15 protein-coding genes are annotated in these 15,099 nt (G+C 25.5%); 14 read left to right on the forward strand and 1 reads right to left on the reverse strand.

All coding sequences use genetic code 11. The features are described from left to right. Positions 1-1,163: 1,163 nt before the first annotated feature. Positions 1,164-2,495 (reverse strand): signal recognition particle protein Srp54, encoded by a 1,332-nt coding sequence (locus MBFIL_RS07590; RefSeq protein ID WP_066973193.1) that lies wholly within the window; start codon positions 2,493-2,495, stop codon positions 1,164-1,166. 537 nt (positions 2,496-3,032) lie between these two features. Between MBFIL_RS07590 and hpt the strand changes: the two genes are divergently transcribed. From hpt to MBFIL_RS07660, 14 genes are all read left to right on the forward strand, one after another. Further along, on the forward strand, positions 3,033-3,599 hold the full coding sequence (gene hpt / locus MBFIL_RS07595) for a hypoxanthine/guanine phosphoribosyltransferase (protein WP_066973195.1): 567 nt from the start codon (positions 3,033-3,035) through the stop codon (positions 3,597-3,599). A gap of 42 nt (positions 3,600-3,641) precedes the next feature. Further along, a complete protein-coding gene (gene dph2 / locus MBFIL_RS07600; protein WP_066973197.1) occupies positions 3,642-4,652 on the forward strand; it encodes a diphthamide biosynthesis enzyme Dph2 in 1,011 nt (336 codons plus the stop codon). 510 nt (positions 4,653-5,162) lie between these two features. Further along, complete coding sequence (locus MBFIL_RS07605) at positions 5,163-5,732, forward strand: exosome complex RNA-binding protein Csl4 (protein ID WP_066973198.1); 570 nt, start codon at positions 5,163-5,165, stop codon at positions 5,730-5,732. 316 nt (positions 5,733-6,048) lie between these two features. After that, the gene (locus MBFIL_RS07610) at positions 6,049-6,327 is read left to right on the forward strand and encodes a DNA-directed RNA polymerase subunit L (RefSeq protein ID WP_066973199.1); all 279 of its coding nucleotides are present in this window, start codon (positions 6,049-6,051) and stop codon (positions 6,325-6,327) included. A gap of 231 nt (positions 6,328-6,558) precedes the next feature. Next, positions 6,559-7,005 (forward strand): NUDIX domain-containing protein, encoded by a 447-nt coding sequence (locus MBFIL_RS07615; RefSeq protein WP_066973201.1) that lies wholly within the window; start codon positions 6,559-6,561, stop codon positions 7,003-7,005. Between the two features lie 397 nt (positions 7,006-7,402). Next, on the forward strand, positions 7,403-7,717 hold the full coding sequence (locus MBFIL_RS07620; RefSeq protein ID WP_066973205.1) for a transcription factor S: 315 nt from the start codon (positions 7,403-7,405) through the stop codon (positions 7,715-7,717). 468 nt (positions 7,718-8,185) lie between these two features. Further along, a complete protein-coding gene (locus MBFIL_RS07625) occupies positions 8,186-8,974 on the forward strand; it encodes a hypothetical protein (protein WP_066973207.1) in 789 nt (262 codons plus the stop codon). A gap of 501 nt (positions 8,975-9,475) precedes the next feature. After that, the gene (pcn, locus tag MBFIL_RS07630) at positions 9,476-10,210 is read left to right on the forward strand and encodes a proliferating cell nuclear antigen (pcna) (RefSeq protein ID WP_066973208.1); all 735 of its coding nucleotides are present in this window, start codon (positions 9,476-9,478) and stop codon (positions 10,208-10,210) included. Positions 10,211-10,511: 301 nt separating this feature from the next. Next, positions 10,512-11,471, forward strand: coding sequence for a DNA replication complex subunit Gins51 (locus MBFIL_RS07635; RefSeq protein WP_066973210.1), 960 nt, complete (start codon positions 10,512-10,514; stop codon positions 11,469-11,471). Between the two features lie 489 nt (positions 11,472-11,960). Further along, positions 11,961-12,239, forward strand: a complete 279-nt coding sequence (locus tag MBFIL_RS07640; RefSeq protein ID WP_066973212.1) for a 50S ribosomal protein L44e — start codon at positions 11,961-11,963, stop codon at positions 12,237-12,239. A gap of 9 nt (positions 12,240-12,248) precedes the next feature. Beyond that, positions 12,249-12,428 (forward strand): 30S ribosomal protein S27e, encoded by a 180-nt coding sequence (locus MBFIL_RS07645; protein ID WP_066973214.1) that lies wholly within the window; start codon positions 12,249-12,251, stop codon positions 12,426-12,428. A 322-nt stretch (positions 12,429-12,750) separates the two neighbouring features. Further along, entirely contained in the window at positions 12,751-13,530 is a 780-nt protein-coding gene (locus MBFIL_RS07650) for a translation initiation factor IF-2 subunit alpha (RefSeq protein ID WP_066973220.1), read from the forward strand. Next, positions 13,527-13,694 carry an RNA-protein complex protein Nop10 gene (locus MBFIL_RS07655; protein WP_066973222.1) on the forward strand — a complete coding sequence of 56 codons (168 nt, stop codon included), beginning with the start codon at positions 13,527-13,529 and terminating at the stop codon, positions 13,692-13,694. Before MBFIL_RS07650 ends, MBFIL_RS07655 begins: the two co-directional genes overlap by 4 nt. 263 nt (positions 13,695-13,957) lie before the next feature. Next, positions 13,958-14,731, forward strand: coding sequence for a proteasome assembly chaperone family protein (locus tag MBFIL_RS07660; protein ID WP_066973224.1), 774 nt, complete (start codon positions 13,958-13,960; stop codon positions 14,729-14,731). Positions 14,732-15,099 lie beyond the last annotated feature (368 nt).

Genomic DNA, 15,099 nt, shown 5'->3' on the forward strand with positions numbered 1-15,099 from the left:
AAGTCATTAATGCATGAAGTCATATTTCAACACAAAGATTATTAAACTTTACTAAAAAATAATCAACAAAGATAAATCACTTAAAACCCAATAAACTAAATAATAATCCTTATTTTAACTTAATATTGCTTTATCATCACAATATAAGCCAATAATTATCAATTAACTAATCAATGAATTATGGAAGATCTCCTGTAAGAATTGGAAATTATCATTTTCCTCATAATATTCACCTATTTTTTCAATAATTTCATTTGTTTCTTTAGAATATTTGACCATTAAATTTACTCCTTATATCTTAAAATATTTTAACATTATGATTGTTATTCATATATTTTTAGAGCCCTAGACTTTTTCAATTTTTAAGGGGTTTGTGGCTTTCTTTTTCTTATTTTTGGTGTTAATGATTCTTGTTTATAAGTTATAATTTAAAAAATAATAAGAATAAAAGAGTTATTGTTGGTAATTGGGTAAATTGTTAAGTTTTATGTTAATAATAGCTATATAGGAAAATATATTACTAATGCAAAGGAAAAGCTATTTAGAAATATGAAACAAACTTTTAAAAAAAGTTTGATCAAAAGCTATTTCCAGAAATAAGCTATTCTAAGTATAATAAATGCTTTTAGAAATATAAAGTTAGAGAAACATCTTATGGAGTTCTTAATTCTAATATATTATATCATCCTTTGATATTGAGAGCATTAAATTAGTTTAATTTTATTTAAATTAATTATATGCTTGAAATTCCAATTTAGTAATACATCAACACCAATAACAGTGGTAATTGCAATGTGCAAAGCATCATCCTATATTTTTTGCTGATAATTTTTTCTTCTAAATATTTCTCAGCTAAATCTATCATTTCATTATTAAGAAAATATTTTTCATGATCACTTAAATTTAAATTATCAACTATATGTTCTACTACTCCCTGTTCTAATTCAGCTATTGCATGAGAAAAATAACGGATTATAATTTCCTTTTTTAAAAAAATATAAAATGAGAATATTTATGCAATTATAGGTATTTTAATAGCTATTCAATTAATATTTACTAATTAATAACTATTTTATTAATAATTATCTAATTCGTAGATATTTCTTTATAGTTATCCAGTTAGCTATTTCTTTAGTTATTTATCTATAACTATCAATTATTAGTTATTTCATGAATTGGCTCACCAATCTATTTATTCCACCTCCACCTCCTCGTTTTCCTATTCCTTTCATTGCTTTTTTAGTACTGTTGAAATACTTTAAGAGTTCTTTGACTTCTTCGTTTCTCACACCTGCACCTCTAGCTATTCTTGTAATTCTTGACTTTTTAATGACCTTTGGATTTTCCATTTCATAGATACTCATAGAACTCATAATAATTTTATACTTGTCAATCTTGCCTTCAGTCATTTTTCTAGCTTCTTTAGGGATTTTAGCACCAATCCCTGGAACCATGTTCATTACTTGTTGCACAGGTCCCATTTTACCCATCATGTCAAACTGGTTTTTCATGTCTTTAATTGTGAATTTACCACTAAGCATTGCATTCATGGTTTCAGCAGCTACATCTTCATCTATAACTTCTTCAGCCTTTTCAATTAAAGTTTTAATATCTCCCATTCCAAGAAGTCGTGAAATAAATCTTTCAGGATCAAATACTTCAAAATCGTCTAACCGTTCCCCAGTTCCTATGAACTTTATAGGAGCTCCAACTTCAGCAACTGCAGATAATGCTCCCCCACCTTTCGCAGAACCATCAAGTTTTGTTACAATGATTGAACCAATATCAGTGGTTTTTGCAAATGCATTAGCTTGATCATGTGCTTGTTGACCTATTGTTCCATCAATAACAAGTATTGCTTCATTAGGATCTATGATAGAAGATAAATTTTCCATTTCTTCTAAAAGATCAGCTTCATCTTTGTGTCTTCCTGCTGTATCAAATATGATTATCTTCTGATTTTTAAACTTTTTAAGACCTTTCTCAGCTAAATCAAGTGCATCTTTGTTATTCGGATCTCCATATAATGAAATATTTAATTCTTCAGTTAATTGTCTAAGTTGTTCATAAGCTGCTGGTCTCCATGTATCTGTTGACACAATAGCTGGACTATAACCTTTTTTCTGCAAAAATCTAGCTAATTTTCCAATTGTAGTGGTTTTACCGCTTCCTTGAAGCCCTAAAAACATTATTTTAAACGGTTTATCATCAATATTTAATTCATGTGATTTTTCACCAAGTAAATTAACCATTTCCTCATAAACAATAGTTATTACATGTTCTCTTGGAGTTATACCCTTAGGTGGCTTTTCATTTAAAGCCCTATCCTCAATAGTTTTGGATAATTTTAAAACAAGTTGGATATTGACATCTGATTGAATTAAAGCTCTTTGAATATCTTTAACAACTTCTTTTATTGTTTTTTTATCAATAACCGCCATTCCAGCTAATTTTTTCATAGTATTTGTAAGATTTTCCCCTAAATTCCCTAACATTCCATCACCATGTTTTAATGAATAAATAGATTTATTATAATAGTTATACTATGTTTTAATGAATAAATAGATTAATATAATAGTTATACTTTATTTATAAGAGTTGTATCCATTTTAGTTATTGTTATTTGTATAGCCATATTTTTAAATATATTTAAGCATAATACTTAAAAATTAATAAAATATCTTAAATGAATCAATACACCTATTAAATTATACACCTATTAAATTAAATATTGTAATGATTAAATTATCAATAATTAAATATAGTATTAATTTTATATAGTTAATTAATAAATTTTTTATTAATTTAATATATTTAATTGTTTTAATTAATTAGTGTTTCTAATTATAATAATTATTAATTAATGTAAATATATTATTAATTCAATGTAAATAATAATTATAACTATTAATCAAATTTAAATCATAACGATTACATGGATATTTAGTATTAGATTATATATCTAGGATATATTATTTTATTTAGTATTATTATTAGAGCGATGGATTTTAGATCAATTGGGAATTAAAAGAATGTTAGAGAATTTAAAAAAGTCATTAGAAGCTTCTCCAGTTATAAAAAAAGGAGATTATGATTATTTTGTTAATCCAATTACTGATGGAATTCCTGAAATGGTTCCAGATGTTTTAAGAGAACTTGTAGCAATTGTAAAAGACAAGGTTGATTTGAAAGATATTGATAAAATTGTCTGTATTGAAGCTATGGGAATTCATTTAGCAACTGCATTATCTCTTGAAACCGATATTCCTTTCGTTGTAATTAGAAAAAGAGAATATGGGCTTCCTGGAGAAACTTCTGTGTTTCAAGAAACTGGATATAGTAAACAAAATCTTTATATTAATTTTATTGACTCTGAAGACAACATAATCGTGATAGACGATGTTGTAAGTACTGGTGGAACTCTTGTTGCCACAATATCATCATTAAAAGAAAGAGGAGCTAATGTACAAGATGTAATAGCTATTGTTGAAAAATATGAAGGTAAACAACGTGTTAAAAATGAAACAGGTGTTAATGTATTAACTCTTGCTAAATTAGACATTATTGATAGTAAACCAGTTGTAGATATTCTTGTTTAAAATTTGATTAGAGTTTAGTAAGTATTAAATCAAGGTAGTTGTATGTCATTATATAATATGGATTTAGAGAAAGTTATTCATAAAATAAAAGCAATTAAAGCTCAAAATATTGGTCTTCAATTTCCAGAAGGGCTTAAAATTCAAGCAACATCTATTGGTCGAAGTATTGAAAAAGAGACTGGTGCTAATGTTATAATATCTGGAGACCCTTGTTTTGGAGCGTGTGATGTATCAGACAGTAAAATGAAAGGTATTGTGGATTTACTTATTCATTATGCTCATACTCCTCTTCCAATAAAATATGACATTCCAACGATGTTTATTGAAAGTTATTCAGATGTTAAAGTAGAAGAAATTCTAAAATCTTCACTTGAAATATTAAAAAATTACTCCAAAATAGTTTTAGCTACAACTACCCAACATTTACATTTATTAGATGAATTTAAAGATTTTTTTGAAGATAATGGAAAAGAAATTGTTATAGGATCCTCAAAAAACACAAGAAAAGGTCAAGTACTTGGATGTAATTTTTCCTCTATTAAAAATTTAGATGGTGAGGTTTATGTTTTCATTGGAAGTGGAAATTTTCATCCATTAGGAATCCATCTATTTACACATGCACCTACAATAGCTATTGACCCTTATTCAAATACTATTAATGATATTGGTGATTTTGCAGATAGAATACTTAGGATAAGATTTGGAAAAATAGCTATAGCACAAGAAGTAAAAAAATGGGGAATACTTGTATCTTCAAAAGAAGGGCAGTATCGTATGAACCTTGCAAAAGATATAAAAAACACTTTAAATGATGCAGGAATGGAAGCATTTATTATTTTAGTAGATAACATTACACCAGATATTTTAATGCCCTATTTAGATTTAGAAGGTTTTGTTGTAACTGCATGTCCAAGGATAGCTATTGATGACTCAAATATGTATGAAGGAAAACCTTTAATTACTCCTCAAGAATTAGAAATAGTCTTAAAAAAACGAAAATGGGAAGACTACCAACTGGACGAAATTCTATTCCATCAAAGATATGAACAATAATTAAAATCAATATACATAACAAACAAGAACTTAATTATTATTTATTATTAATTTTACTTATCCTAACTTATTTTCAAGTTAATTTAAATTATATTAATTATAAGCTATTTAACTCATTATAGAATAAGCTATTAAAACTTATTCTATCTTATTCTATCTTATTCTAACTTATTCTAACTTATTTTAGATTATTAGATTATACTTTAGCTATTTTCACTAATTAAATTAATTTTAAACAATTAAAAATATAGTCAATTTATTTTCAATTAAAGAATTATCGAAATTTAAATACTATAATCATTAAATCTATTATTATCAATTAACAATAGCAACTGCTATTATTAAACTTAAGTAATAATTTAATAATATTTTAATTAATTAAGAATATAATCAGTGTAAGAATATTAATTAGTTTAAGACAATTTAATACATAGATTAAGTTTGTACTTATAAAAATATTTAAATTGGTTTATTGAATGAATGGAACGTACACAACTAAATGGTGATATTATGAGTAGTAAAACAGGGGATTTTGTAATACCTGGAGAAATTCTAGGTGTTAGTGAACAATTTTTACCAGATGAAGGGACATATGATGATGAAGGACAAATCAAATCATCTATTTTTGGAAATGTTTCAATAAATAAGAGCAATAGAAAAGTTTCAATAGTTCCTAAATCTAACACACCAATGTTACTTGAAGTAGGAGACATTATTTATGGTCAAATTAACGATGTAAGAGGTCAAAGAGCTAAAGTTGAGATTCAAAAACTAAAAGGTTCTAATCGCCAATTAGCATTACCATATATGGGAGCTATTCATATTTCTCAAGTAAAAAAAGGATATCTTGAGAAATTAATCGATGCTTTTAGGATTGGAGACATAATCGAAGCAAAAATAACTAAGATAGTTGGAGATAATGTAGATTTATCAACTGCAAGTAAAGATTTAGGTGTTTTAAAAGCAATGTGTACTAAATGCCGGGTTTATATGATTCAAACAAAAAGAAAAGGAGAATTGTATTGTGAAGTATGTGATAGAAAAGAAAAACGATTAATTTCTTCTAATTATTTGCTTTAAACGTGTTACAAACAATGATATTAAAATTCAGCTAAAATTATGCTAAAATTATGCTAAAATTATACTAAAAATTGTATTAAAAATTGTATTAAAATAATACAAAATATTATTACAATAAAATATAAATACACAAAAAAATAAAGATTAAAACTTAAAATACAATTTTTAAAAATTAATAATTTAATTATGCAAATTTGTAATTGCAAACTATAATCATATATTATTTATTTTGAAAAAGTTAATTAAATTAGCTTTAAATGCTTATAATTTCTAATTATTAATCATTAAATCCAAAAATTAAGATAGGAGAAAGATTATGAAAGATATGGAACCCTTAAAAAATACTAAAACTGAACTTGAAATTAAAATGCCTGGTGAAAGCCATAGCATATGTAATGTACTTAGAAAATATTTAATGGAAGATGAAAGCGTTAGATATGCAGTTTATGGTATTGATCACCCTATCGTCGGAGAACCTATTCTAACTATCAAAGCAAATCAAAAAAAATCTTCAAAAAATGCTCTTTTAAAGGCTTCAACTAAATTAAAAGAACAAACTGAAGAATTTAAAAAAATACTTGAAAATGATCTTTAGTTTATTCCAAATAGTTATTATTTAAATTAATATTGAATTTCTATATTGTTAAGTTTATTACATTACAAATTCATTTTTACTCTTTTTAATCTATATTAGCATTATTATATTTTTATTTATGTATATATTAGAGATTACTACTATATTATAGAAGCAACTAAAAAATATAGAAGTAATTAAGAAATATTATAGAAATAACTAAAAATAAAAATATTGATAATGGTGATAATATTGAAAAATTATAAAAAGCCTTCAATAACTGTAGACATTTTGATTTTTAATGAAAATAATAAAAATATTAACAAGAACAGTGAATTTATTTTAATTAAACGAAAAAATGATCCTTTTAAAGACTATTGGGGAATTCCTGGAGGTTTTGTTGATTACGGAGAAAGTACGGAAGAAGCAGCTATTAGAGAAGCTAAAGAAGAGACTAATATTAACATAAACTTAGAAAGTCTTCAAGGAGTTTATTCAAAACATGACAGAGATCCCAGAGGTCATACAATAACAATATTCTACAATGCAACTGGAGATTTTAATGAGATGAAAGCTGATAGTGATGCAAAAGATATTAATATTTTCTCATACAACGATTTAGAAAAAATAAGTTTAGCTTTCGACCACAACAAAATTTTAAAGGATTATTTTAGTAAAATAAATAAAATAAATGAATAGCTGAAGAAAACATGCAAACAGTGTTAAATAAAATATATGTAAGTTATTATACAAATCATGAACATGTCTTCATGACTTAAGTAATGATCTTATAAAAAGAGTAACATATAAATAGAGTTTAATTTAATCTATATTGGTAAATATTAATTACTACATTGATAAATTTAATAATATAATAAATAATAGTTACTTAATAATTAATATTATTTAATACAAGTTACTAATACAAGTTACTTTAGAATTAATTACAAATAGCTATTAAATGCTATTAAATACATTTTAAACTTTAAGTAAATCTGAATAAGCCTAACTAAAATTTAAATTAAGATAATTAAATTTAACTATTATGTTTAACGATATTTGATAACATTATTAATTAACATATTGGAGCGTTAATATGGAATTTTGTCCAAAATGTGGAGCTATGATGCTTCCTAATAAAGGTAAATTTGTGTGTAAATGCGGATTTACTAAAGATGTATCAGAAAAAGAAGCTGATCAGTACGCTGTTTCTGAAAAAATTGAATCACAAGACAGTGTAATAATGAAAGGAGAAGAAATAGATACATTACCTACAACCAAAGTCACATGCCCAGAATGTGGCAATACCAAAGCTTTTTGGTGGCTTAGACAAACAAGAAGTGCAGATGAGGCTGAAACAAGATTTTTAAGATGTACTGAGTGTAGAAACACTTGGAGAGAATACGACTAATTAAAAACAGCAAAAGATGTAGATTAAATAAACTGTTAGAAACTAAATAACTTTCATATTATATTTTATATTACATTATCATGTTTTTATTGATATTTAATTAAATTATCCTATTATTCTATGCTTTATTTAATATTATTTTATTCTATATTTTGTTTCTGACTATTTTTTAAAGTTTAATCAATGCAACACCTTTAAATATTACTAAAATCAAAGATATTAGTAAAATTAAATAGTAAACTATGAGTTTAACCAGTTATTTACTATCATATTATAGTTTAATATTTTTGTATTATGAAACAAACCCTTTAAAAACGAGAAATCAAAGGTTTTCTAACTTAACCAGTGAAGTTTGATTAAAAACTATTCTATAAATTAGACATTTCGATTATAATGAATGCTTTTGTTAAATACTTAAGAAAAAATATAATGTACTCAATTTATAATCAAAATTAGTAGAGGATTTTAATGGTAATTCAGTATAAGTCATCTGACGAGGACAAAGAAAATAATGATGATTATGATTTAGATAATCAAATTGACAAGCCTTTTTATGAAGAAGATATTGAAAAGTTTGATTTGAGTAATCATGATGATGAATTAGAAAGAATAATATCAGGTGAAAATGAAATAAAATCATATGATTCCAAAAATAAAGAGAATTATTCTGAATTAGATGAAGAGTCTAAATCTAATGAAAAAAAAAGTATTTTTAGGAAACTGGATATCGATGAAATATTTGATATTGACTCTAAGATAGAAAATAGTAATAAGATAGAAAATAGTAATAATACTAATAATAATAAGGATTTTAATGATGAACTGGATTCAGATAGTGAAAATAAAAAAGAAATATCCTTATCTAATCAAATAGTATTATTTATTAAATCAGATTTAAATAAAAAGTATTCTTTAATAGCTATTATAGGAGTAATAATTGGTTTTGTTCTAATAGTAATAAGTATGAACATTTTAGCAAGTAATTCCGAAAGAGTTGTAGATAATGTTGCTTTTGGAGAAGTAGGGTTCCTAGGAGCATTTATTATCCTAATAGGATTATTAATTATTATAGTTTCAGTACTGAAACTCTTAAATATAGCTATTATTGACAAAGTACTTAAATTTATGAAAGACTTTGAAAAATTTGAAAATAATGAAGAAGATGTTTCAAAAAGGAAAAATAGCTCAGCTAAAAATAAAACTAAAAATAAAAACAATAGTAAACAAAGTAAGAAGAATGGAATTAAGGACAACTAAAAAATAACAATTAAAAAAAAAGTAATAATTCTCGAATTTCAATATTAGGTTTATAATATTAGGTTTATAATTATACTAAGTTTAATATTAATTCATTTATTTTGAATTGAAGATATAAATATTAAATATTTAAATATTAATTGTATTAGTTTTAATTTTTTTTATTTAATTAAAATGTTTTTACTTGAATAATAATAAAATATATAAATATGATGAAAAACTAACATTATTTATTATATGAATTTTACTAATATTCAATAATAGTTTGATAAATAACACTGATTTCACAATGATGAAAACTTTTATCTAACTTTTTAATCTTATATTAAAAGAATATATAAAGAATATAGAATTTTGCAAAATCTTTTCATAAGCATTAACTTAAGACTTTGAAAATTTTTAGTATAAAAATCAAAGATTTTCAAGATTAATCCTTAAATATTAATACCTTAAATAAAATAAATATAAAATATAGCTCAATGTTAGAGGGATGGTTTAATAATGTTTAAAGCCGAATTAAGTGACCCTAGTATATTAAAAACAAGTTTCGACGCTATTTCATCAATCGTTGATGAAGTACAGATACAGACCGACAGTGAAGGACTAAGATTAGATGCATTAGACCGTAGTCACATCACATTTATTCATTTAGAATTAAAAGCATCTTTATTTGATGAATATGTTTGTGATGAGCCTGAAAAGATTAATATAGATACTGAAGAGCTTATGAAAGTATTAAAACGATCTAAAAGTGATAATCGTGTTTTAATGTCTCTTGATGAAGGAAATTTTATAATTACCTTTGAAGGTGAAGCTAAAAGAAGGTTTAAAATAAGACTTATTGATATTGAGTATGAAGCACCAAGTCCACCTGATTTAGATTACCCTACAGAGTTTGAAGTTCCTTTTTCACTTCTTAAAGACTCGATACAAGATATTGACATATTTTCTGATAAGATTTCCTTAATAGTTGATAGTGAACGTTTTAAAGCATCTGCTGAAGGTGAGTTTGGAGAAGCAAATATCGAATATATTCATGGAGAAAAAATCACAATAGATGCTAAATCTGTTTTTTCACTTGAAAAAATTAGAGAAATGCTTAAAGCAGATAAATTTTCTGACATGGCAATAATCAAACTCGGAAATGATATGCCATTGACTTTAGTTCTTAGAATGGTATCTGAAGACGGTGAACTTAGTTTCCTACTTGCTCCAAGAATAGAAAACGAAGAATAAATAAGTATACTAAAAAAAATAATCAATAAACATGGATTTTGAAAAATGAAAAATTAAACTAGTTAAAAAAGTAGGCGAATAACCTTTTATTACTTTAGCTATTTTTCATGAATTTTTCATATTTTCAAGATATATAGATATATATTAACAAAGAATAATGTTAATAACTTTTTATATTCTTTTTGAATCAAATTAATTAATTTTAACTAAATTAAAAATTGAATTAATTAATAATTCACTTAGTTCATTTATTTAAGAGATGTTTAATAGGCATTACAATATTTTAAAAAGAGGGTTGATTTTGGACGATTTTTTTCAGAAATTAAGAAAAATACAGAAAAAAGAGCGTGCAAATAGTACATTAGCTAGAGTTGGCAATGATTTCTACACTAGAACTAATAATTACATTGATGAACTTAAAACAGTTGTAGGAAACGACCCTTTTTCTAAAGAACATTATCTCTTAAAAGATAGTCAGAGAATAGCTACAGAAATATGCGAAAGAAGGGAGCACAAGATTGCTGATGCTGCAATAATGAATATACATAGATCTTACCATCTTTTTATTAAAGGACAAGCACAATTTGACTTATTAGATACAACTCCATTAAATCTCACCAATGAAGAAGAAAAACTCTATTTTTCAATTATAGACAACTTAAAAGGACATAGAAAAAATATATCTATGGATAAGTTAAGTGATAGTTTGAAAGATAAAAATGGTGAAATTGAAAATGAAGATAATGAAACAGAAGACTACGAAGATGAAAGTGAAGTTTTAAAGAGATTGAATGCTATTAAAAAGGCTAAAGTGATTACTCCAGAGCCTAAAAAACATATACTTACTCAAATAGCCAAGTCAAAAGAATTAGATAGTGCCAAAGAGAAAACAATAAATAGCCCAACAATAGAAACCAAGGAAGATCAAGACAAAACAGATACCTCCTCAACACAACCCAATAAAGATACAATTAAATCAAAAGAAAAAGATCCTTTAAAAGACAATATTGATGACCAATTTGTTAATTTAGATGAAATAAACTATCTTGATGAAATAGAAACTCCTGAAAAACCAAAAACTAGAATAAAAAATAATGTAAAGAGTTGTGACATTATACTATTATTTGATAATCTTCCAGCTATTGTTGGAGTAGATAAAAAGATTTATGGGCCCTTCACTAAACAAGATATTATTACAATTCCATCTATTAATGCCAATATCCTTGTTAAAAATAGAAAAGCAAGATTGCTTCGAATATAATCTAGCAAATATTAAATTATAAGATTAATCCCCCTTAGACATTCTTTTACTTTGGTTTATTACCTTGTTTTATTGCGAAAATTTCTAAATTCAGAATCATTTATATAATTCCATTAACTTTAAATATAGATTAAAATCATAACTAATATGCATATCTATTTGTTATAAAATCTGTTTATACTTATTTATTATTGTTTTAGAGATGTTTGTTTTCTAATATAAGTGTATATAATATCTCCAGATACATTAATATTTTAATAATCGTTGTTATTTTTGAGATAACATCTTCAATATAATTGATTACTTAATAACTAATTATTCGCTAAGTTAATTACTAATTAAGCGTCAGATTATAAATTATATTAAATTTTATCAATTCATAGGCAATATGAAATGTATTAACTTTATATAATAATATCAATTCATGTGTAAAATGAATACAATAACTATAATAATAATTAATATTGAATTATAAATAAGGTGGTTTAGATGAAAATACCTAAAGAAAAAAGGACTTATTGTCCAAAATGTAAGAAACATACTATTCATGAAATTCTTATAGCTAAAAAAAGAAAAGCAAGCGAATTAAAGTGGGGACAAAGACAATTCAGACGAGTTACATCTGGTTACAGAGGTTATCCAAGACCACTTCCATCTGGTAACAAACCTGTTAAAAAATTAGATTTACGTTTAAAATGTAAAGAATGCGGAAAATCCCATATTGCATCTTCCTTTAGAACAGGAAAACCTGAATTTGTAGCTAAGTAGGTGAGTCAAATGTCTAATGATAGAAAAGGAAAATTTTTAAGAGTTAAATGTTTAGATTGTGATAATGAACAAATAGTATTTGACCATGCTGCATCTACAGTAAAATGCATTATTTGTGGAAAAACAATGGTTGAATCTACTGGTGGTAAATCTAAAATCACAGCACACATTGCTGAAGTAGTAAAATAAAATTAAACAATAGCTATTAAATAATTTAATTTAACTTGATTTTATAAATCAAAATTTTAAAATTATATTTACTTTTTTTATTTATTTTATGAAATTAATGAAAATATACAATTTCATAAACTAGTTATTTTATGAAATTAATGAAAATCTATATTAACAATATTGAATAAATACATTAATAATAAAATTTTAATAGCTAATTTTAAGTATATATTAATTACAAATTATAATAGCTATCTTTTTTTATTGAAAACCGTTGTTTTCAAATTGAACTCATTAATAGAATTTATTATTAATAGCTATCACATTAAAAGGTGTTTAAATGGTAAGAAAAAGTCATGAATGGCCAAATGAAGGAGAACTTATTGTAGGTACAGTTTACAAAGTTCTTAATTATGGTGCATTCGCGAAACTCGAAGAATATGAAGGTAAAGAAGCCTTTATCCATATTTCAGAAGTTTCTTCAGGATGGGTTAAAAACATAAGAGATCATGTGCGAGAAAATCAAAAAATCGTTGCACGAGTCTTAAGAGTTACTCCAAAAAAAGGACATGTTGATGCTTCCCTAAAAAGAATAAGAGAAGATCAAAGAACCAAAAAAATCCAACAATGGAAAATAGAACAAAAAGCAGAGAAATTTTTAGAACTCGCTGGGAAAAATCTTGGTAAAGATCTCGATACTGCATATAAAGAAGTTGGATATAAACTTATGGATGTTTTTGGAGATATTTACGGAGCATTTGAAAGTTCTGTTGAAGAAGGAGAAAATGTTCTTATAGAAGAAGGTATTGATGAAACTTGGGCAAAAACAATTGCTGAAGTCGCACTTAAAAATATAACTCCTCCAGAAGTTCAAATTACAGGATATCTAGATATCCAAACATATGATCCAAATGGTGTGGAGATTATTCGAGAAGCACTTAAAGCAGCAGAAGGAGAAAATGTAACAGTTCAGTCAGTAGGAGCTCCACGATACAGAATCAGTGTAACATCTTCAGATTACATACTAGCTGAAAAAGAACTCAAAGACGTTGCAAAAAAATGTATAGATAGTATTATCGCTGCAAATGGAACTGGAGAATTTTTAAGGGAATTAGAATGAAAATGAAACTTCGTAAATGTAAAACATGTGATATTTACACTATTAAAGACAAATGTCCAAATTGTGAAGGAGAATTGAATGTAGTTTATCCTCCAAGATACTCACTTGAAGATAGATATGGAAGATACAGGAGAATTCTACTACGAGACACCTTAGACTTTTAAAAACGAGAAATCAAAGATTTCTCTAAGTTTCAGTCACAAAACAAAGTTTAAGAAAATCAAAGATTTTCTAACTTAACAGTTAAGTTTCATCATATGCTATTTCAAAAAATAAACAGTATAATAGGCAATTCAACAATTCATAAATTTTAAAAGCTCAACAATTGGATTTAATTCAAAGCTATTAACATTTTTTATTTATGCTTGAAAAATAATTGTTGAATGCCTCATAAATTAAAAAAAATAATTATAAATGGATTGATAAAGTGAAAACAAGTCATTTTAATGTAATTGAAGAGGTTAGTTTCGATAATCCATTATTTATAGAAGCTTTACCTGGTATTGGTCATGTAGGCAAACTTGCTGCTGATCATATTATAGAAGAATTCAATGGAGTTAAATTCGCAGAACTCTATTCCCCATACTTCCCCCCACAAGTATTTGTAGATGAAGATGGTATCGTAGAAAACATGATTAATGAGTTCTACTATTTAAAAGCAAGAAATGATGAAGAAAGAGATTTCATTATACTTGTTGGAAATACTCAAGGATTGTCCCCAGAAGGACAATATGATTTATGTGGAGAAATATTAGACTTTGTAGAAGGTTACGGAGCTAAAGAAATCTTCACTCTTGGTGGTCTTGCAACAGGTCATCCTATTGAAGAATCAAAAGTTTTTGGTGCTGCAACAGATATTGAAACAATAGAAGTCCTTAAAGAAGCAAACATTACTATAAGATCTGCTGATGGAGGAATTGTAGGAGCATCTGGATTGTTTTTAGGACTTGGAAAACTTAGAAACATGAAAGGAGCCTGTTTAATGGGTGAAACTCCAGGTTACTTTATAGATGCTGAAGCAGCTGAAGCATTAATCAATAAATTATCTATTTTACTTGGTATGGAAATCAACACAGATAAATTAGATGAACGTGCTGAAGAAACTAAAAAAATGATTTCAAAAGCTCAACAATTAGAGCAAGAAATGATGGGTAAAAAAAATATAGGTCAAGGCGAAGACGATCTTAGATACATCGGTTAATCACACTGATTTCGCAAAATTTTACAAATTTTACAAAATCTAATTTATTTTAACATTTTTTTTTCTATATTCATTATTATACTTATTTTGACTTATTTTAAATGAAAATAATATTACCTCATTAATTTATTTAACTCATTAAATTTAATTTTCTCACTTTACAATGAATTTCCATACAATTTAAGTCATGGCAAAAGTCTAAAGCATTAATCTCAAAGTTCATTAAAATATTTTATTTAATGGAGATCTTCCATAATTCATTGATTAGTTAATTGATATTTATTGGTTTATATTGTGATGATGAAGTAATATTAAGTTAAAATAAGGATTATTATTTAGTTTATTGGGTTTTAAGTGGGTTATGTTTG

The sequence above is a fragment of the Methanobrevibacter filiformis genome (assembly GCF_001639265.1).
Lineage (GTDB): Archaea > Methanobacteriota > Methanobacteria > Methanobacteriales > Methanobacteriaceae > Methanacia > Methanacia filiformis.